The sequence below is a fragment of the Actinomadura fibrosa genome (assembly GCF_900659615.1).
Lineage (GTDB): Bacteria > Actinomycetota > Actinomycetes > Streptosporangiales > Streptosporangiaceae > Spirillospora > Spirillospora fibrosa.
In genome coordinates this window covers 1-19,769 of sequence record NZ_CAACUY010000054.1, presented here as the reverse complement: position 1 = coordinate 19,769, position 19,769 = coordinate 1, and the positions used below count along the sequence as shown (strand labels likewise).

Annotated in this window: 17 protein-coding genes; 10 read left to right on the top strand and 7 right to left on the bottom strand. The window is 73.1% G+C overall.

From position 1 onward, the window contains the following. Nucleotides 1-26 precede the first annotated feature (26 nt). Complete coding sequence (locus E1300_RS20045) at nucleotides 27-743, top strand: ABC transporter permease (protein ID WP_131758560.1); 717 nt, start codon at nucleotides 27-29, stop codon at nucleotides 741-743. Between the two features lie 64 nt (nucleotides 744-807). Here E1300_RS20045 and E1300_RS20040 read toward each other — a convergent pair whose 3' ends face one another. Continuing rightward, complete coding sequence (locus E1300_RS20040; RefSeq protein ID WP_131758559.1) at nucleotides 808-2,982, bottom strand: DUF4132 domain-containing protein; 2,175 nt, start codon at nucleotides 2,980-2,982, stop codon at nucleotides 808-810. Nucleotides 2,983-3,067: 85 nt separating this feature from the next. Next, nucleotides 3,068-4,009: a type I pantothenate kinase gene (gene coaA / locus E1300_RS20035; RefSeq protein ID WP_131758558.1), complete on the bottom strand. Its 942-nt coding sequence runs from the start codon at nucleotides 4,007-4,009 to the stop codon at nucleotides 3,068-3,070. 124 nt (nucleotides 4,010-4,133) lie between these two features. Here coaA and glmS point away from each other — a divergent pair, with 124 nt between their 5' ends. Then, on the top strand, nucleotides 4,134-5,978 hold the full coding sequence (glmS, locus tag E1300_RS20030; RefSeq protein WP_131758557.1) for a glutamine--fructose-6-phosphate transaminase (isomerizing): 1,845 nt from the start codon (nucleotides 4,134-4,136) through the stop codon (nucleotides 5,976-5,978). A 74-nt stretch (nucleotides 5,979-6,052) separates the two neighbouring features. Here glmS and E1300_RS20025 read toward each other — a convergent pair whose 3' ends face one another. The 3 genes from E1300_RS20025 to E1300_RS20015 all read right to left on the bottom strand — a co-directional run bounded on the left by E1300_RS20025 (nucleotide 6,053) and on the right by E1300_RS20015 (nucleotide 7,658). Then, nucleotides 6,053-6,271, bottom strand: a complete 219-nt coding sequence (locus E1300_RS20025) for a DUF397 domain-containing protein (protein ID WP_131758556.1) — start codon at nucleotides 6,269-6,271, stop codon at nucleotides 6,053-6,055. Between the two features lie 269 nt (nucleotides 6,272-6,540). After that, nucleotides 6,541-6,759: a DUF397 domain-containing protein gene (locus E1300_RS53470; protein WP_131758555.1), complete on the bottom strand. Its 219-nt coding sequence runs from the start codon at nucleotides 6,757-6,759 to the stop codon at nucleotides 6,541-6,543. Between the two features lie 38 nt (nucleotides 6,760-6,797). Further along, the gene (locus E1300_RS20015) at nucleotides 6,798-7,658 is read right to left on the bottom strand and encodes a helix-turn-helix domain-containing protein (RefSeq protein WP_131758554.1); all 861 of its coding nucleotides are present in this window, start codon (nucleotides 7,656-7,658) and stop codon (nucleotides 6,798-6,800) included. A 252-nt stretch (nucleotides 7,659-7,910) separates the two neighbouring features. Here E1300_RS20015 and E1300_RS20010 point away from each other — a divergent pair, with 252 nt between their 5' ends. The 8 genes from E1300_RS20010 to tsaD all read left to right on the top strand — a co-directional run bounded on the left by E1300_RS20010 (nucleotide 7,911) and on the right by tsaD (nucleotide 16,150). Then, a complete protein-coding gene (locus E1300_RS20010; protein WP_131758553.1) occupies nucleotides 7,911-9,401 on the top strand; it encodes an NAD(P)H-hydrate dehydratase in 1,491 nt (496 codons plus the stop codon). 149 nt (nucleotides 9,402-9,550) lie between these two features. Beyond that, nucleotides 9,551-10,675 carry an alanine racemase gene (gene alr / locus E1300_RS20005; protein ID WP_131758552.1) on the top strand — a complete coding sequence of 375 codons (1,125 nt, stop codon included), beginning with the start codon at nucleotides 9,551-9,553 and terminating at the stop codon, nucleotides 10,673-10,675. An 11-nt stretch (nucleotides 10,676-10,686) separates the two neighbouring features. Continuing rightward, a complete protein-coding gene (locus E1300_RS20000; RefSeq protein WP_131758551.1) occupies nucleotides 10,687-11,763 on the top strand; it encodes an alpha/beta fold hydrolase in 1,077 nt (358 codons plus the stop codon). Nucleotides 11,764-11,798: 35 nt separating this feature from the next. After that, nucleotides 11,799-12,230 (top strand): tRNA (adenosine(37)-N6)-threonylcarbamoyltransferase complex ATPase subunit type 1 TsaE, encoded by a 432-nt coding sequence (tsaE, locus tag E1300_RS19995; protein WP_131758592.1) that lies wholly within the window; start codon nucleotides 11,799-11,801, stop codon nucleotides 12,228-12,230. 179 nt (nucleotides 12,231-12,409) lie between these two features. After that, a complete protein-coding gene (locus tag E1300_RS19990) occupies nucleotides 12,410-13,855 on the top strand; it encodes a hypothetical protein (RefSeq protein WP_131758550.1) in 1,446 nt (481 codons plus the stop codon). 92 nt (nucleotides 13,856-13,947) lie between these two features. After that, the gene (gene tsaB / locus E1300_RS19985) at nucleotides 13,948-14,628 is read left to right on the top strand and encodes a tRNA (adenosine(37)-N6)-threonylcarbamoyltransferase complex dimerization subunit type 1 TsaB (RefSeq protein WP_131758549.1); all 681 of its coding nucleotides are present in this window, start codon (nucleotides 13,948-13,950) and stop codon (nucleotides 14,626-14,628) included. Continuing rightward, the gene (gene rimI / locus E1300_RS19980) at nucleotides 14,625-15,116 is read left to right on the top strand and encodes a ribosomal protein S18-alanine N-acetyltransferase (RefSeq protein WP_278045369.1); all 492 of its coding nucleotides are present in this window, start codon (nucleotides 14,625-14,627) and stop codon (nucleotides 15,114-15,116) included. Before tsaB ends, rimI begins: the two co-directional genes overlap by 4 nt. Beyond that, entirely contained in the window at nucleotides 15,113-16,150 is a 1,038-nt protein-coding gene (gene tsaD, locus E1300_RS19975; RefSeq protein WP_207399856.1) for a tRNA (adenosine(37)-N6)-threonylcarbamoyltransferase complex transferase subunit TsaD, read from the top strand. Before rimI ends, tsaD begins: the two co-directional genes overlap by 4 nt. Before the next feature lie 22 nt (nucleotides 16,151-16,172). On the opposite strand, the gene E1300_RS19970 is transcribed toward tsaD, so the two are convergent. Both E1300_RS19970 and E1300_RS19965 read right to left on the bottom strand, forming a co-directional pair. Then, nucleotides 16,173-17,228 (bottom strand): aminoglycoside phosphotransferase family protein, encoded by a 1,056-nt coding sequence (locus E1300_RS19970; RefSeq protein WP_131758548.1) that lies wholly within the window; start codon nucleotides 17,226-17,228, stop codon nucleotides 16,173-16,175. Between the two features lie 215 nt (nucleotides 17,229-17,443). Beyond that, the gene (locus E1300_RS19965; RefSeq protein WP_165502916.1) at nucleotides 17,444-19,039 is read right to left on the bottom strand and encodes a hypothetical protein; all 1,596 of its coding nucleotides are present in this window, start codon (nucleotides 19,037-19,039) and stop codon (nucleotides 17,444-17,446) included. Nucleotides 19,040-19,769 lie beyond the last annotated feature (730 nt).

Genomic DNA, 19,769 nt, shown 5'->3' with positions numbered 1-19,769 from the left:
CCCACGAACCGCGCGCAGGTGACCGCATGAACGCCACGATCGCCGTGATCACGTTCCGGGCGATGCTCGGGCGGCGGCGGGCGCTGCTGCTGCTCGCCCTGCCGCTGGTGCTCCTCGTCCTGTCGGTCGTGCTGCGGGTCACGGACAACAACGACATCGACATCTCGGCGGACGTGCTCCAGCGGTTCGGGCTGGCGACGCTGCTGCCGCTGCTCGCGCTCATCGCCGGGACCGGGGTGATCGGCCCGGAGATCGACGACGGCCAGATCATGTACGTGCTGACCAAGCCGATCCCGCGCCAGGTCATCGTGCTGACCAAGCTCGCGGTGGCGATCGTCCTGGTGGCGGCCTTCGCGGTGGTGCCGGTGCTGATGTCCGGCATCGTCCTCCAGGGGACGACCGCGGGGATGGCGCCCGCCTTCACCGTCGGGGTGCTCGTCGGCGGCGTCGCCTACAGCGCCGTGTTCGTGGCGCTGGCCGTGCTGAGCCGCAACGCCGTCACGATCGGCCTGCTGTACGCGCTGGTCTGGGAGACGCTGCTCGGCAACTTCGCGCCGGGCGCGAAGTCGGCGTCGATCCAGCAGTGGGCGCTGTCCGTCGTGGACGCGCTGACGTCGGCGTCGCCGGTGAAGTCGACCGTGGACCTCCCGGTGGCGATCGCGCTGCTGGTCGCCGTCACGGCGGCCGGCACCCTCCTGGCCGCCTACCGCCTGCGCTCCCTCCCCGTGGCGAGCGCCGAATAGCCTTCCGCCCCCTCAGCCCGCGCGTCTCCACGGGAGACGCGCGGGCTGAGGGCGTGCTGGCGTTCTACTTGGCGGGCGTGTCCGTGAGGCGGGTCAGCTCGGCGAGGAGCTCCGACGCCGCGACCGGGTCCAGGTCGCCGAAGGGGTACTGCTTGCCGTAGGGGCGGTCGAACAGGCGGACGGACGTGAGCTGCTGCTCGGCGTACTCGTCCGGGGCGATGACCCGGACGCCGGGGTCCAGGTCGATGACGACGTGGCGGTCCGCCGCGAGTTCGAGGGAGACGTGCCGCCGGAAGCCGCCCGTCTCCTTCTCGCCGAGCTTCCAGCCCCGGTCGGCGAGGCCGAGGATCTTGCCGAAGTGCACGATGCGGCCCTCGAACCGCGCCAGGCGCCCGGTGCCGCGCTCCTCGTCGGTGAGCGTGTGGACGGCCCGGCCGAGCTGCGGGAACGGCTGGAGGATCTCGTAGTCGGCGAAGACCCTCGCCCAGGCGTCCACGTCCTTCAGGCGCAGCGGGTGCGGCAGCTCGACGTCCGCGCCGGGGACGAGCGCGAAGGCGTCGTCGGCGGCGTCGGCGAGCGAGCGGTCCTCGGCGACGCGGAAGGCGGTGCCGCCGGACGCCCACACGAGCCGCCGGGCGACCTGCCAGAGCAGCGGGTGCCCGAGGAGGACGGTCTCGAACTCCTCGGCCGTCCAGCGGCGGCCCTTCACCATCGCCGCCTCAAGGCGCCGGACCTGGTCGGCGACGACGGTCCTGGCCTCCTTTTTCAGTTCGGCGAAGCGCCGGTGGGCGGCCGGGGCCAGCTCCGGGTCGTCCTTGGCGCCGGGCTTGGGCAGCGACTTGCGGCGCTTGCCGTCCTCGCCGGTCACGACCGGCTTCAGGTGCTCGTCGAACCCGACCCGGAAGCGTCGCGGGCCGTAGTCGAGGGTCATGCCGCCTTCGGCGTCGAGGCCGAGGTCGGGGACGAGCCGGTCGGCGAGCTGCTCGGCGGAGAGGCCCCGCTCCTCGGCGATCCTGGTGAGGATGCTCTGCGCCCAGGGGCGGATCCGCTTCTTGTCCGTCGCCTTCTGGGAGAGCCGGTGCAGATGGCGGAGGGCGGCGTCCGTCCCGATGGAGGTGAACACGTAGAGCGCGGACGTCCCGTTCCAGGAGTAGACCATCGCCTTGTCCCACCGCGCGACCCTCACCGCGAGGCGGGCGGCGGTCCGGTCGTCGCCCAGGCGGCGCAGCGCGTACTGCACCCCGGGCGCCGCCCACGACTTGGGCTCCGGGTGCGCCTCGTACAGCGCCCAGGCGAACTCGGCCAGCGACGCCGGGTCGCACGCCTCGATGACCGGCTCGACCCCGGCGTAGGGCACGTCGGGCGTCGAGATCAGGAGCATGGTGACGAGATGGCGGACGGCGTCCTCGGGCAGCGCCAGGTTCGTCCCGCGCAGCAGCACAGGGGGGAGGTCCGCGGGGTCGAAGCCGGGCTTCGGCAGCGGGTCGGGGAACCGTTCGAGCGGGTCGAGTTGCAGCGTGGCGACCGCCCGGCGCGTCTCCTCGCCGTAGGGGCGGGCGGCGTCGAGCACGGCGTCCACGCCGTGCGCGTCGGCGATGACGCGCAGGAGGCGCTCGGCGCGGGCGCGCCTCGGCCCGGGACGGCGCAGCGCGTCCGGGATGATCAGCGTCGCGGCGGCCGGGCCGTGCTTGGCGAAGTAGGCCGGCGCCGGGTCCTGCCAGGTGTTGTCGCCCAGCTTCAGGAGCCTCTGGGCGACCTCGGCGTTCCGGAACGGGCTCAGCGTCCACTTGTTGTCGGCGTGCAGCAGCAGCGGCAGCGCCGCCAGCTCGAACCGGGCGGCGATGCCCTGGAGCAGGCTCGTGCCGTCGATGGCGCGGTAGTACCGCTCGTCCGCGAGGACGGTGCGGGCCAGGTCCTCGGGCCCGTAGAGGAGGAGGCCGTAGAGCGGGGCCCTCGACGGGCGGCTCTCCTTGTAGGCGGCGGACGGGTCCGGGAACGCCGCGAGGACGCCGTCCCAGTCGGTGCCCTCGGGCGGAGGCGGATAGTTCCTGCGGCCCTCGCCGGCCCATTCCTCGCGCTCGCCCGGACCCCAGAGGACGGCCGTCGGCTCGTCGGGCACCTTCAGGCCCTTGAGGACGACCGGCTCCCGGTCGCGCGGCGCCTTGGTCCACGGCGGTTCGGCCAGCAGTGGCGGCAGTAAGTCGCGGGGGGCTTCGTCGGTGGGGGGTGTGTCCGGCATCGCTCCTGGTTCCCTCTTCGGTCCGTCTCTCAAGATCGGGTGACGGGTTCGACTCGCGGGCGCCCGGCCCGGTTCCGGGACGCGGTCAGATCCTGCGCAGCCGGACCCGCTGGACCTGGTGGTCGCGGTCCTTGTGCAGGACGAGCGTGGCACGGGCGCGGGTCGGAAGGATGTTGGACACCAGATTGATCTCGTTGACGTCCCGCCAGACCCGCTGGGCGAACGCCGCGGTCTCGTCCTCGTCCAGCTCGTGGGCGTACTTGTGGAAGTACGAGCGGGGATCGGTGAACGCGGTGCGGCGCAGCGCGAACAGGCGGTCCACGTACCACTGCCGGATGTCCTCGACGCGGGCGTCCACGTAGATCGAGAAGTCGAAGAAGTCGGCCACGCCGAGCTGGCCCGCGGGCGGCGCCTGGAGCACGTTGAGGCCCTCGACGATGAGGATGTCGGGCCGCCGGACGGTCTGGACCGCGTCCGGGACGATGTCGTACTCCAGGTGCGAGTAGACGGGGATCGCCTGCTCCTCGGCGCCCGCCTTGATCGCGGACACGAAGCGGACCAGGGCGCGCCGGTCGTAGGACTCGGGGAAGCCCTTGCGGTCCATGATCCCGCGCTCGCCCAGCACGGCGTTCGGGTGGAGGAAGCTGTCGGTGGTGACCAGCTCCACGCTCGGGTGCTCCGGCCAGCGCGCGAGCAGCGTCCGCAGCAGCCGGGACGTCGTCGACTTGCCGACCGCCACGCTGCCCGCGACCCCGATGATGAACGGCGTCGGCTTGACCTCGCCGCCGAGGAACCCGCTGACGGTGTCGCGCAGCCGCCCGTCCGACTGGACGAACAGGTTCAGGAGCCGGGACAGCGGCAGGTACACCTCCTCGACCTCGGTGATGTCGATCGGGTCCCGCAGGCCGCGCAGCGCGTCCAGCTCGCCCGGGGTGAGCGGCAGCGGGGTGCTCTCCCGCAGGGCGCGCCAGGCGTCGCGGGAGAGTTCCACGTAAGGGCTCGGCACGCTGTCCCATCCGCTCGTCATGGCTGAACAGTAATGGGAGGCCCGCCGGGGCCTCCGGGATTTCACCGGCCGTCCACGCTAGCGTCACCGTTCCGCGCCGCGTGCGGGTAGGTCCCGGGATCGGCCACCGAATAGGCTGGCCACCATGTGCGGAATCGTGGGATACGTGGGCGGACGGCCGGCGCTGGACATCGTGGTCGAGGGGCTGGCGCGGCTGGAGTACCGCGGCTACGACTCGGCCGGGGTGGCCGTGCTGGCCGACGGTGAGCTGGTGACGGCCAAGCGCGCCGGCAAGCTCGTGAACCTCCGGAACGCGCTGGCGGAGCAGCCGCCGCCGCCCGGGACGCTGGGCATGGGCCACACCCGCTGGGCGACCCACGGCGTCCCGAACGACCGCAACGCCCACCCGCACACCGACTGCACCGGCTCCGTCGCGGTGATCCACAACGGGATCATCGAGAACTTCGCCGCGCTGCGCGGGGAGCTGGAGGAGGCCGGCCACAAGCTCGGCTCCGACACCGACACCGAGGCCGTCGCGCACCTGCTGGAGGACGAGCTGAAGGCGGGCGGCGACCTCGCCGCCGCGATGCGCCGCGTCTGCGGCCGGCTGGAGGGCGCGTTCACGCTGGTCGCGATGTACACCGGCGACCCGGACCTCGTCGTCGGCGCGCGCCGCAACTCGCCGCTGGTGGTGGGGGTCGGCGACGGCGAGAACTTCCTCGCCAGCGACGTCGCGGCGTTCATCGCCCACACCCGCGACGCGATCGAGCTCGGCCAGGACCAGGTCGTCGAGCTGCGCGCCTCCGGGGTGCGGGTGACCGACTTCGAGGGCCGTCCCGCCGAGGTGAAGGAGTACCACGTCGACTGGGACGTGTCGGCCGCGGAGAAGGGCGGCTACGACTACTTCATGCTCAAGGAGATCGCCGAGCAGCCGCGGGCGGTCGCCGACACGCTGCTCGGCCGGATCGGCACCGACGGCCGGCTGACCCTGGACGAGATGCGGCTGTCCGACCGGGCGCTCCGCGAGGTCGACAAGATCATCGTGGTGGCGTGCGGGACGTCCTACCACGCCGGGCTGATCGCCAAGTACGCGATCGAGCACTGGGCCGGGCTGCCCTGCGAGGTCGAGCTGGCCAGCGAGTTCCGCTACCGGGACGCGATCCTGTCGCCGACGACGCTGGTCATCGCGATCTCCCAGTCCGGCGAGACGATGGACGCGCTGATGGCCGTCCGGCACGCCCGGGAGCAGCGCGCCAAGATCCTCGGCATCTGCAACGTCAACGGCTCCACGCTGCCGCGCGAGTGCGACGGCGTGCTGTACACGCACGCGGGGCCCGAGATCGCGGTCGCGTCGACCAAGGCGTTCCTGACCCAGCTCGTCGCCGTCTACCTGATCGCGCTCTACATCGCGCAGGTGCGCGGGACGAAGTGGGGCGACGAGGTGTTCGCGATGGTCCAGCTCCTGGAGCGGATGCCGGAGAAGGTCGACAAGGTCCTGGAGACGATGGAGCCGGTCCGCGAGCTGGCCCGGTCGCTGTCGGGCGAGCACTGCGTCCTGTTCCTCGGCCGCCACGTCGGCTTCCCGGTGGCGCTGGAGGGCGCGCTGAAGCTGAAGGAGCTGGCGTACATGCACGCCGAGGGCTTCGCGGCCGGCGAGCTGAAGCACGGCCCCATCGCGCTGATCGAGGACGGGCTGCCGGTCGTCGTGGTCGTCCCGCCGCGCGCCCGCGACGTGCTGCACGACAAGATCGTCTCCAACATCCAGGAGATCCGCGCCCGCGGCGCCCGCACCATCGTGATCGCCGAGGAGGGCGACGCGTCGGTCGAGCCGTACGCCGACACGCTGATCCGCGTCCCGGCCGTCCCGACGCTGCTCCAGCCGCTGGTGACGACCGTCCCGCTCCAGGTGTTCGCGTGCGAGCTGGCGACGGCGAAGGGGCACGACGTCGACCAGCCGCGCAACCTCGCCAAGTCCGTCACCGTCGAGTGACCGCCGGAGCGTATTGGTGTGGCATGGATCTCATTTCCCGACGGAAATGAGAATCTCCATCACGTGTGAAATTCTCAGGCCCGGTCGAATCGGCCGCTCCTCGCCTCCTCGGTGAAGCGGCGCCATTCCTCGGGGCCGAACACCAGTCGGTCTCCGGCTCCCTCGTCCACGCCGTCTCCGTCGCGTACGCAGACCATCCCGCCGCCGGTCCGTGCGATCTCGACACAGCCGTTGCTCGCGCCGCATCGTCTGCTCCTCCGCCAGGGGGAGGACGGTGTCGCATCGAAACTCATTCCGGCTCCTGCCATGAAAGTTGCATCCGCCCGCGGCCGCGCTGCCCGTGCTCAAGCACACGGTAACAAGATCGCCAAAAACGGCTGATCATGGACGGCCCGGTGGTGCGGATGGGGCAGGAGCGCCCAGGTAGCACCAGGGTTCCTGGTGGGAGGGCGATGGACCGGGCCACGGCGCCCGTCGTGCCGCCGCGGCGCGGGCGGGCCCGTCCGGCGGGGCCCCGTCCCGCTCCCTCGCGGGACGTGGGACGGGGCGCCGCCGAGCCCGTTCAGCCCAGGTCGAACTCGCCCTTCTTGGCTCGCTCGACGAAGTCGCGCCATTCTCCCTGGGAGAAGGACAGGACCGGGCTCTGCGTTCCGTGCTTCGCGTCACGTGCCCCTACCGAAAGGGACGGATCGGCCATTGCGGCCACTTCGACGCAGGTGTTACTCGCCCCGCAGTGGGCGCTTCTCCGCCAGTGCGGAGCAGGAGTGGCGAAAGGGGACACCGAGTGCCTTTCACATGGTTAAGCCACTCCGCGGGCCCTTACCAGGCGTCTCTGGCCTCGATGATGCGCCGCCGGGATTCGGCGGCGGTCAAAGCCTGGCCTGCGAGGTTCTTATAGGCGAGCCTGTACATATACGTAACAGTCTCATCCGCAAAGTGGCTGATTGTCAGCGATTCGGTGTGCACGATATCAGGAAAGATGATGTCATGCACCGGCGAGAATTCCAGCAAAATGAATGTTTCCGCCAAAACCGAGTGCGTTGCGTCCAGCGGGAGTATCTGTACGGACACGCCGGGATGCTCGGTCATCCGGCACAGATGTTCGAGTTGCTCGCGCATGACCTTCCGGTCGCCGATCCGGCGTTGCAGAACGGCTTCGTCCAGGACCACGGAGAGTTCCAGCGGCTTCGGCCGGCGCAGCAGTTCCTGGCGGCGCAGCCGCACCTCGACCCTGCGCTCCAGTTCCTGCGGAGGCAGCGTGGCGAGGGCGCTCCAGCCACCGATCACATGCCGTGCGTAGCTCTCGGTCTGCAGCAGGCCCGGGAAGACGGTGCTGCCCCATTCCCGGACCGCCGTGGCCTCCGACTCCAGGGCGATGAAGTCCGCGAGGGGGCTCGGCAGGTCGCGGTAGTCCTCCCACCAGCCCCGTTCGGCGGCGTCGTGCGCCAGGGCGATGAGGTCCCCGTGCCGGGCACCGTCGATCTCGTAGAGGTCGAGGAGACGCCGCACGTCACTGATCTTCGCGCCGGTCCGCGCGTTCTCGATCCGGCTGACCTTGGCGGTGGACCAGGCCAGTCGCTCGGCGACCTCGTCTCCGGTGAGACCCTTCCGCTCGCGCAGTCTCCGGAGTTCGGCGGCCAGCCGTCGTTGCCGAACTGAGGGACCTCGGGAAGTGCTCATCACCGGAGCCTCTCCAGTCCTGGACGGACTGTTCAGGGCGCATTCTGCCGTACGGGGACGCGGCAGTGCGAACACATCGGACCGATGAACGAGATTCTACGGCGGGAGATTATTTTGCGCACATGGCAATGCAACTTTCATCGGAACTTGCTCAGCATTGTCACCGCGGCGCCACCCGTCCGGTCGCGGAGCGCCCCCGCCGTGACACCCTGGGGAGGTGATCGGCGGGACGGCGCGGGTGGGGAGCTGCTGATGAGGTACGCGCACGAGGTCGGCAACGTGCGGAAGGCGGAGCGGGCGCTGATGGCCCGGCTGCCGGACGGCGCGCTGATGCAGCGGGCGGCCGCCGGGCTGGCGTCGATCTGCGCCGGCCTGCTCCCCGCCGTCTACGGGTCGCGGGTCGTCCTCCTCGTCGGCGGCGGCGACAACGGCGGCGACGCCCTGTACGCCGGCGCGCGGCTGGCCCGCAGGGGCGCCCGGGTCCGGGCCGTCCGGGCCGGTTCCAAGATTCACGAGGCGGGGCTGGCGGCGCTGCGGTCCGCCGGCGGGCGGCTGCTGGACGGCGAGGCCGAGGCGGCCATCGCGGACGCCGACCTGATCATCGACGGGCTCACCGGGATCGGCGGCTCCGGCGGGCTGCGCGAACCGCACGCCTCGCTCGCCGCGCACGCGTCCACGGCCGCCGGCACGGTCGTGGCCTGCGACGTGCCGAGCGGCGTCGACGCGGGCACCGGGCGGGTCGAGGGCGCCGCCGTCCACGCCGACGTCACCGTCACCTTCGGCACCTACAAGCCCGGCCTCCTGATCGACCCCGGCGCGTCGCACTGCGGCGTCGTCGAGCTCGTCGACATCGGCCTCGGCGACGACCTGCCCGACCCCGACGTGGTCGCCCCCTGGCCCGAGGACGTCCGGCCCCCCGAGCCCGGCTCCGAGTCCGACAAGTACCGGCGCGGCGTGGTCGGCATCCTCGCGGGCGGCGACGCGTTCACCGGCGCGGCCGTCCTCAGCACCGGCGGCGCCGTGCACGGCGGCGCGGGCATGGTGCGGTTCGCGTCCGTGGCGCACCCCGTGGAGCTCGTCCGGCACCGGTGGCCCGAAGCGGTCACGACCGTGATCGACCCGGGCGGGTCCCCGGGACGCGACGTCCTGGACGCCGTCGGCCGCGTCCAGGCATGGGTCGTCGGGCCCGGCCTCGGCACCGGCGACGCGGCCGAGTCGCTGCTCACCGCCGCCCTCGCCACCGACCTGCCGGTCCTCGTGGACGCCGACGGGCTCACCGTCCTCGCCCGCCGCCGCGACCTGCTGCTCCGCTCCGCCCCGACCGTCCTCACCCCGCACGCGGGCGAGCTGTCCCGGCTCATCGGCGCCGGCCGGGAGGCCATCGAGGCGGCGCGGCTGGAACATGTCCGGCGCGCCGCAGCCGAACTCGACGCGACCGTCCTGCTCAAGGGCTCGACGACACTCGTCGCCGAGCCGGACCGCCCCGTCCGGGTCAACCCGACCGGGACGCCGCGCCTCGCCACCGCCGGCACCGGCGACGTCCTCTCCGGCCTGATCGGCGCGCTGCTGGCCGGCGGCATGCCCGCGCTCGACGCCGCCGCCGCGGGCGCCTACCTGCACGGCCTCGCCGCCCGCCTCGCCGCCGCCCCCGACCCGGCGCGCCGCGGCGAGTCGCCGATCAGCGCCCACGACGTGATCCGGGCGCTCCCGGAGGCCTTCCGCACGGTCGCGAGATCGAGTTGACCGCATGAACCCGGTAGGAGACCCTCGCGTCTAAGGGGATACGGAGCACCGCGAGTGCTCAAGGGGCAGACCGGGGGGAATGCCGTATCGGCCCTGCACAGGCCGAGGATGCGCCGGGCACCGGCCCGGGGCGGGCACACTGGGTGACCATGAGGGTTCCAGCGGAGGCGCGCGTCGATCTCGACGCCATCGGCGGCAACATCGCCCTGCTGCGCGAGCGCGCGGGCGGTGCCGAGGTCATGGCCATGGTCAAGGCCGAGGCGTACGGGCACGGGCTCGTCGAGGCCGCCCGCGCCGCGCTCGCCGGCGGCGCGTCCTGGCTCGGCGTGGCCAAGCTCGCCGAGGCGCTGCGGCTGCGCGACGCCGGCGTCACCGCCCGCACGCTGGTGTGCCTCGGCGTCCCCGGCGAACCGTACGAGGAGGCCGTCGCGCGGGACGTCGACCTCACCGCCGGCGCCGGCTGGCTGATCGAGGAGATCGTCGCGGCGGCGGAGCGCGCCGGGCGCCCGGCCCGCGTGCACCTCAAGGCCGACACCGGCATGAGCCGCGGCGGCGCCGCCGGCGACGACTGGCCCGCGCTCGTCGACGCCGCGCTGAAGGCCGAGGCCGGCGGGCACCTGCGGGTCGCCGGCGTCTACTCGCACCTCGCCTGCGCCGACGAGCCCGGCCACCCGTCCAACGCGGCGCAGCTCGACGCGTTCACCGCGATGGTCGGGCACGCCGAGCGGGCGGGCGCGCGGTTCGAGGTCCGGCACCTCGCGAACTCCGCCGCGGCGCTGACGCTGCCGGAGGCGCGGTTCGACCTCGTCCGGCCGGGGATCGCGACGTACGGGCTGACGCCCGTGCCCGCGCTCGGCACGTTCGGGCTGCGGCCCGCGATGACGCTCGTCGCGGACGCCGCGCTGGTCAAGCGGGTCCCGGCGGGCAGCGGCGTGTCGTACGGGCACACCTACCGCACCGAGCGGGAGACGACCCTCGCCGTCGTCCCGGCCGGGTACGGGGACGGCGTCCCGCGGCACGGCTCGAACCTGCTGGAGGTCCTCGCGGGCGGGCGCCGCAGGCGGATCGCCGGGCGGGTCTGCATGGACCAGTTCGTCATCGACCTCGGCGACGACGAGCTCGCCGCGGGCGACGAGGTCGTGCTGTTCGGGCCGGGCGACCGCGGCGAGCCGACCGCCCAGGAGTGGGCGGACGCACTGGGCACGATCTCGTATGAGATCGTCACCCGCATCGGGTCCCGGGTGCCGAGGGCGTATCCGGGACGGGCGCTGTAGGGGGCGCGCACATGGGAAGCAGGAGCAAGCGCAGGATCGGCATCGCCGGCGCCGTCGCGGGCGTCGGCGCGGCGGGCATAGGCGCGGCCGTGGGCCTGCGGCACCTCGCCGTCGGGCGGGTGCGGCTGCGGCCCGACCCGGACGCGGCCGAGCCCTTCGGCGAGCTGCGTGGCCGCGAGCTAGAGGTCACCGCCGACGACGGCCTCCGGCTGCACACCGAGGTGGACGGCCCCGACGACGCCGACCTGACCCTCGTCTTCTGCCACGGCTACACGCTCACGCAGGACTCCTGGCACTACCAGCGGCGCGACCTCGCCGGACGGTTCCGCATGGTGTTCTGGGACCAGCGCAGCCACGGCCGCTCCGGGCGCAGCGACCCCACGCGCGCGACGATCGACCAGACCGGCGAGGACCTGCACGCCGTCCTGCGGGCCGCCGTCCGCCCCGGCGGACGGGTGATCCTGATCGGGCACTCCATGGGCGGCATGTCGATCATGGCGCTGGCGGACCGGCATCCCGACCTGTTCGACGAGCGGGTCGCGGGCGTCGCGCTCGTCAACACGTCCTGCGGCGACCTCGCGGAGATGACGCTCGGGCTGCCTCTGGTGCTGGCCAAGCTCGTCCGGCCGCTGGCGCCGAGCGCGCTCCGCGGCCTCGGCCGCCGCGCCGACCTGGTGGACCGGGCCCGCGGGCTCGGCGCCGACCTGGCGTTCGTCGTCACCCGCAAGATGGCGTTCGCCGACAAGTACGTGAGCCCGACCGTGGTCGACTTCCTGGAGCAGATGATCCGGGCGACCCCCATCGACGTGATCGCGGAGTTCTACCCCGCGCTCGTCGCGCACGACAAGGCGGCGTCGCTCGACGTGATCGGCAAGGTCCCCGTCCTGGTGCTGACGGGCGGCCGGGACCGGCTGACCCCCGCCGCGCACGGCCGCCGCATCGCCGAGGCCCTCCCGGACGCCGAGCTCGTCGAGGTGGGCGACGCCGGGCACGTGCTGCCGCTGGAGTATCCGGGCGTGGTCACCGGCGGGCTGCGCCGGCTGATCGACCGCGTCCGGCCGGAGTACGAGGAGGAGCGAACGGCGTGAACGCCATCACCCTGACCGTGCCCACCGCCGCGGACATGCGGGAGCTCGGGCTGCGGCTGGCCGCCCGGCTCCGGGCCGGCGACCTGGTCGTCCTGACCGGCGAGCTGGGCGCGGGCAAGACGACGCTCACGCAGGGGATCGGGGAGGGCCTCAAGATCCGGGGACCCGTCACCTCGCCCACCTTCGTCATCGCGCGGGTCCACCCGTCGCTGGCCGGCGGCCCCCCGCTGGTGCACGTGGACGCCTACCGGCTGGGCGGTTTCGCGGAGCTGGACGACCTCGATCTCGACGCGTCCGTCGCCGAATCGGTCACGATCGTGGAATGGGGAGAAGGGCTCGCGGAGGGCCTCGCCGAGGACCGGCTGGAAGTGATCATTTCGCGCGGGAACGGTCCCGGCGAGGAGCGCGCGGTAAGGATCGAACCGGTCGGTGATCGCTGGGCCGACCTGCGGCTCGATCTCGGCTGAGCCCATCGGGCGCCCGCCGCGGACGCCCCGATTCGACCGCTCCTGAGAAACGAGCGGGTTCTTCTGAGTTTTTTGCAACTCCAGGGGAGGTCAGTTCGTACTGACATGTCGTACTCTTTGCCGGAACGAACCTCACCTTCGTGACATATCAGATTTGCTCGCAGCGGGAGTGGGATCCGGTGAGTGGTAGCCATCGCAGCGGTGATCGCCGCACGGACGACTACCGCGGTTCGGGCGGTGGCCAGGGAGCGGCAGGCGGCGGCTACCGCGCGGGCGGCGGCGAATACGGCACGGCCGGCGGGCCGTACGGCACGAGCGACCCGTACGCCGCCGAGAGCGGCGCGTATGGCGCGGAGACCGGCCCGTACGGCACGCAGGGCGGCCCGGCCACCACCGGAGGCAGCGCGTACAGCGCGGGGAGCGGCCCGTACGGCGCGGAGACCGGCGGCTACAGCACAGGAAGCGGCGGCCCCGGAGCTGAAGGCGGCGCGTACACCGGGGAGAGCGGCGGGTACAGCGCGCAGGGCGGTGGCTCTAGCGCCGGGGGCAGCGCGTACGGCGCGGGGAGCGGCCCGTACGGCGCGGGGAGCGGCGGCTCCGGCGGTGCTGGAGGCAGTGCGTACGGCGCCGGTAGTGGGGGCTATGGCGCGGGTAGCGGGGGTTATGGGGCGGGGAGTGGGCGGTACGGCGGGCAGGGTGGCGGCTCGGGTGCCGGGGGCGGCGGGTACGGCGCGTCCAGCGGCGGGTTCGGGATGAGCGATCGCGAGTACGGGCCGCATCCGACGCAGCCGGGACGTCCCGCGAGCAGAGGCGCCCCGCAGAGCGACACGGGCGGGTACGCGACGCCCAGCGGCGGGTACCGGACGAGCAGCGGCGGCTACCGGTCGTCCAGCGGCAACTACCGGGCCGGTACCGGCAGCCATCGCGTGGTCCGCGAGCGGCGCGCCGGCCGCAAGGTGGCGATCACGCTCGCCGGGGTGGCCGCGGGCGTCGCCGCCTGCGTGCTGGCCGCGGTCGCGATCATGAGCGGGGTCGGCGCGAGCGGCAGGCGGGACGCCGGGCAGGCGGTCGGCAGCGGCGCCGCCGAGAGCTCGCCGATGTCGAAGGGCGAGCGGTCCCTCGTCCCGGACGCCTGCACGCTGGTCCCCGACGACCTCGCCGGGCGGCTCGCGCCCGACGCCGAGCGCAACCAGGCCGACAACTACCAGAGCAGCGACCGGCAGAACCAGTGCGTCTGGGGCGCCTACGCGGGCGACCGCAAGCGCCAGCTCACGGTGGAGCTCCGCGCGATCGCGGGGACGGGCGCGCAGTCGCCGACCGATGCCGCGCGCGGCGCGTTCGGCGCCGAGCGCAAGGACGACGAGTCCGGGAAGGCGCTGCTGGCGGGCCAGGAGCTGACGGAGAAGAAGCAGATCGACGGCATCGGCGACGAGGGCTACGCCGTCTACAGCGTCGACAAGGGGCAGGGGTCGGGCGAGGCGATCGCGAACATCCGGTCCGTCAACGTGCTGGTGACGATCCACTACTCGGGCTCCAACAAGGGCGACCCGCTCGCCTCGGGGGACGCGGTGGACGGTGCCATCGAGGTGGGCAAGACCGTCCTGCAGCGCCTGGCCGAGTCCTGAGGGGAGTCCGGGCGCCGCGCGACGGGTCGGGCGGGGCCGGGACACGCCCTGCTTCCTGAAGCAGCCCCGCGCCTGCACTAGGCTTTCAGCCCGTGCTGGTCTTGGCTTTCGACACCGCGACCGCCGCGATCACCGTGGCGCTGTACGAGTGGGTCCCCGGTGAGGGCGCGCTGCGCCGCGGCGCGGCCGAGGCCGTGGACCGGCGCCGCCACACGGAGCTGCTCACGCCGTCCATCGCGCGGGTGCTGGCGGACGCGGGCGCGGCGCCGGCCGACCTCAGCACCATCGTCGTGGGGGTGGGGCCCGGCCCGTACACCGGCCTGCGGGTGGGCCTGGTCACCGCCCGCGCCATGGGGGAGGCGCTCAGCGTCCCGGTGCACGGCGTCTGCACGCTGGACGCCATCGCGTGGGCGTCCGGCAGGGACGAGCCGTTCGCCGTGGCCACCGACGCCCGCCGCAAAGAGGTCTACTGGGCGCGGTACGACTCGTACGGCGTGCGCGCCACCGAGCCCGCCGTCGGCCCGGCGTCCGACGTCCTGGAGGGGGCGCCCGACGGCCTGCCGGTCGTGGGCGAGGGCGCGGCCCTGTACGCGAGCGTCCTCGGCGGGACGGACCACGAGCCGCTGCTGCCCACGGCCACCGCCCTCGCCGAGCTGGCCGTGACGCGCCTGTCGGGCGAGCGGGGCCCTGAGCTGCTGCCGCCGGAACCGCTGTACCTGCGCAGGCCCGACGCCAAGGAGCCCGGTCCCCGCAAGAAGGTGACCCCGGCGTGAGCGACGTCGTCCTGCGGGCCATGACGGGCGACGACCTGCCCGCCGTCCACCGGCTGGAGCGGCTGCTGTTCCCCGAGGACGCCTGGAGCGAGGAGATGCTCCGCGAGGAGCTCGCCGACCAGCCCCGCACCCGGCACTACGTCGTCGCCGAGGCGCCGCCCGGCGAGATCGTCGGCTACGCGGGCCTCGCGGCGGCGGGCGACCAGGCCGACGTGCAGACCATCGGGGTCCGCGCGGACATGCGCGGCGCGGGCATCGGCACCGCGCTGCTGACCGAGCTGATGGACGAGGCGGCGCGGCGCGGCAGCGAGGCCGTGTTCCTGGAGGTCCGCGCCGACAACGATCCCGCCCGGCGGCTCTACGAGCGGTTCGGGTTCGGGCGCGTCGGCGTCCGCAAGCGCTACTACCAGCCCTCGAACGTGGACGCGGTCGTGATGCGCCGCGTGCTGCGCCGCCGCCCCGTGGGCTTCAGCAGGGAGGAACCGTGATCCGCGACTCCGAGCCGCTGGTGCTCGGCATCGAGACCTCGTGCGACGAGACGGGCGTCGGCATCGTCCGGGGGCACACGCTGCTGGCCGACACGATCGCGTCCAGCGTCGAGCAGCACGCCCGGTTCGGCGGCGTCGTGCCCGAGGTGGCGTCGCGCGCCCACCTGGAGGCGATGACGCCGACCGTGGAGCGCGCCCTCGCCGACGCGGGCGTGTCGCTCACCGACGTGGACGCGTTCGCGGTCACCGCGGGGCCGGGGCTGCCGGGCGCGCTGATGGTCGGCGTGGCGGCCGCGAAGGCGTACGCGCTGTCGCTCGGCAAGCCGCTGTACGGCGTCAACCACCTCGCCGCGCACGTCTGCGTCGACCAGCTGGAGCACGGGCCGCTGCCGAAGCCGTGCGTGGCGCTGCTCGTGTCGGGCGGCCACTCGTCGCTGCTGCTGGTTCCGGACGTGGCGGGCGACGTCCGGCCGCTCGGCAGCACCGTGGACGACGCGGCGGGCGAGGCGTTCGACAAGGTCGCGCGGGTCCTGGACCTCGGCTTCCCCGGCGGGCCGGTGATCGACCGGATGGCGCGCGAGGGCGATCCCGCCGCGATCGCGTTCCCGCGCGGCAAGTACAGCGACGGCACCTACGACTTCTCGTTCTCCGGCCTGAAGACGGCCGTGGCGCGCTGGGTGGAGGCCAGGGAGCGGGCCGGGGAGCCCGTCCCGGTCGCGGACGTCGCGGCGTCCTTCCAGGAGGCCGTCGTGGACGTCCTCACCCAGAAGGCGCTCGCGGTGTGCAAGGACAACGGCGTCCGGGACCTGCTGATCGGCGGCGGCGTCGCGGCGAACTCGCGGCTGCGGGCGCTCGCGGCGGAGCGCTGCGAGCGGGCCGGGGTGCGGCTGCGGGTGCCGCGCCCGAAGCTGTGCACCGACAACGGCGCGATGGTCGCCGCGCTCGGTGCGGAGCTGGTCGCGTCGGGGCTCGCGCCGTCCGACCTGGAGGTGCCGGCCGACTCCAGCCTGCCGGTCGAGGCCGTCACGCTCTGAGCCGCCGCGCCGCGCCGGACTGTCAGTTGATCTCGGCGAGCAGCGCGGCGAGGTAGTCCTCCAGGAGCGGGACCTCCGCCTCGTCGAGGAGGCGGCCGTCGTCCTCGGGCAGCAGGTCGAGCAGGCAGCGGACGTCCCAGTAGGGGTCGTGCGGGTAGCCGCCCGACACCTGGTCGAAGGCCGCGAGGAACCGGTCGGCGACGGACCGCCCGTACCGGACGGCGAGGCCGCGCCGCATCGACGCGATGTCGATCGCGACGGGGCCGGACGAGGCGTCCGACCAGTCGACGATGCCCGTGAGCTTCCCGTACGACCAGAGCGTGTTGTCGGGGTGGTAGTCGCGGTGGATGAACCGGGCGGGCGCCGCCGGCGGCGGGCCCGCGGCGACCTCGAACGCGCGCTCCCACAGCTCGGGGCGCAGCGCGTGCTTGGGCGGGAGCCGCAGGTCGAGCCGGTTGCCGGGGACGTACGGCGGCATCGTGGCCGCGCCGTTCAGCGCGTGCACCGACAGCAGCGCCGCGGCGAGCTGGATGAGGTACTCGGGCAGGTCGTCGGGGGCGGGCCGGGGCGGATGGCCGACCAGCCGGGTGATCAGCAGCGCGGGGACGTCGCAGTAGGCGCCGGCCGGGTCGGCGGCGACGAGCGACGGGGTCGGGATCTCGCATCCGGCGAGCAGGGCCAGCGCGGCGATCTCGCGCTCGGGCGAGAACTCGCCGTCCACGAACGAGCGGCGGGCGGCCGCGCCGGCGCCCAGGCCAGAGCCGGTGCCCAGGCCCGCGCCGAGCCCGGAACCGGAGTTCGGGCCGGAGCCCGGGCCCAGGCCGGACAGCGGGCCGGAGAGCGGGCCGGGGCCGGTGTCGCGGACCGTCCAGCGGCGCAGGACGAGCCGGTGGGCGCTGCCCGAGCGGCTCTCGACCAGGAGCGCGTGGTTGCTGTGCGCGGAGCCGCCCGCCAGCGGCCGCACCATGCGCACCTCCGAGCCCTCGCCCAGGCATGCCTCGACCCACCGCAGGGTGGCGTGGCTGGGCGGGGCGCCGGTCGGCAGGCCGGGAGCCGTTGTGTGCGTCACGAGATCCATGAAAACGGATTCCGATGGGTATTGGGAGTGATTTTGCGAAGACGGAACGTAACAAAGTGCACGTCATCGCCGTGTCTTGGGGAAGGCTCTCTGGTCGTCACGGTCTATTGCCGGACAAACTTCGCGGATTCCGTGCGGTATCGGGACGCCGCCGGACGGGCCCCGGAACGCGAAGGGTGGGGCCCGCGTGGGCCCCACCCGGCGTTCCCGGTCCGTCAGTCCTTGCCGTCCCGGCGGGGGCGCAGCAGCGCCTCGGCCAGGGCGAGCATCGTCTCCTCCAGCGTGGACAGCCGCTTGAGCACGTCCTCGTGCACCGCGTTGACCTGCTTGGAGACGTCGTCGTGGACCCCGTCGACGCGCCGGCCGATGCCGTCCTGCACGTCGGCGAAACGCTTGCCGAACTCCGCCTGCGCCGCCTCGGCGCGGCGGCCCACCTCGTCCTGCACGCTCTCCACGCGGCGCGCGAACTCCTCCTGGACGCCGCCGACCTGCCGGGCGACGTCCTCCGACATGTTGCCGACCTGCTTCGCCACGGTCTCCTGGATGCTGCCGACCTGGCGGGTGACGTCCTCGTGGATGTCGCCGATGCGCTTGCCGAAGTCGTCGTGCACCCCGCTGACCTGCCGGGCCACCTCGTTGTGCACCGACTCGACCTGCTTGGTCACGTCGGAGTGCACCGACTCCACGCGCCGCGACACGATGTCGACCTGGGTGGTGAACTCCTCCAGGGCGCCGTCGACCTTCTTCGCGACCTCCTCGTGGATCCCCTCGATCCGCTTGCGGACGTCCTCGTGGACGTCCTCGAACCGGCGGGAGAACTCGTCCATCCGCTTGGCGACGTCGCTGTAGGCCGTCTCCGCGATCTGGGACATGGTCGCCCTGACCTCGTCCCGGTCGGGCCGGGCGCGCAGCTCCTCGATCAGCGGGTCGACCGCGTCGGCGAGGTGCTTCTCCAGCGCGTCGAACCGGTCGCTGTGGTCCAGCGTCGGGCGCTGCGCGAGGTCCGCCAGCAGGCGGTGCAGCTCGCCGATCTCCAGCGTGGCCGGGAGCCGCCCGATGCGCTCGCCCACGCCGTCGAGGCGCCCGTCGATGCTCTCGAAGCGGCCGTCGAGCCCCTCCATCTTGCCCGACAGGCCCTCCAGCCTGCCGTCGACGCCGTCGAGCCGCCCGTCCAGGCCGTCCAGCCGCCCGCCGACGCCCTCGACGCGGCCGGTGACCGCCTCCAGGCCCTGCTCCATCCGCTCGGCCATCTCGCCGAGCGCCTGGTCGACCCGCGCGGTCACGCCGTTGATCGAGTGCTCCAGCCGCTCGGACCGGTGGCCGAGCTCCGCCAGCGACTTGTCGAGGCGGTTGAAGCGGACGGACGCGGCCTCCATGCTGCCCTGGAGCTTGTCCAGCCGCTTGGTCATCTCCTCCATGCGCTGCGAGGCCTGCTGGGTGGCCTCGGTAATCTGCTGCGCGGAGTCGAGGACCGACTGGATGCGGTTCAGGCCCTCGTCGACGTTCTCCGCGACGACGCCGACGTCGGCCCACAGCGCCGGCAGCTCGGCGACGGGCTTGACCCGCTCGCCGACCGCCTCGATGTGGTCCACCAGCCCCTCGGCCCACTCCGGGGGCTTGCTGGACAGGTCGTCGACCTGCCCGCGGACGCTGTCGAGCTGCCCGGTCAGCCCGCTGAGCTCCCGCTCCCGGACCTCGCGGAGCAGCCACTCCATCCCTTCCAGCCGCTGGCGGATCTCGTCCAGGACCTGACCCTGTGAGCGCTGTTCATAGACGTGGTCCTGCGCCGCACGGGCGAGCAACTCCCGCATCCGATCCGAGACCGGTTGACCCCCCGTCTGCAGGAAGTTGTGATTCGTTTCCACCGATGCTCCTTCGTGTGCCGACGCGACGAAATGGCGCACGGCAATGAACTGAAGACGCCACTGTAGTGCGTGTAGACCGCCGCTATAACGGGTAGCAGGGAACATTGCGAGTTCTGTGTATTGCGCCTGTTATCCCTCTGGCGTGGATCGCGGTAGAACGCCGACCCTGAGGACGAATTCCCGATTTCGGGGTGATCGAGGTCGTTGCGGGGCGGAGTCCGGTCTCGGATCGCGGGTAGAGGGTGGTTCGGTGGCTCGCGCAGCGGGTGGTTCGTCCGTACATCTCCTCCAACATCGGCAGTTCGCGTCGCGTTCGGCGGCTATTCGGCGCAGGGGGCGCGGGACGGGGGCGGCGACCGCCCGGTGTGCGCTCGGGCAATTACAACCCGCATTCGGGCAAGAGCGCGACCCGGTTGGTGAACTCGCCTTGATGTTTCTCCCTCCGGCGACCTCGACGCGACGATATCCATGCCGCGTCGAGGTCTTGCCGGTCGTCCCGAATCCCTGGCCAAGGCAATGCCGGAATGGGCCGATGATTTGCGCTGCCATGGGGCGTCGCCCGACCGGGCTTGGCGATGCCCCGGTGTGCGGAGATCTTTGGCGTGGTTAGCGGCGCGGCCCCGCCGTCCGGCGCGGCGCGGCTCCGGGCGGCCCGGGACGGCGCCCGGCGGCGCCG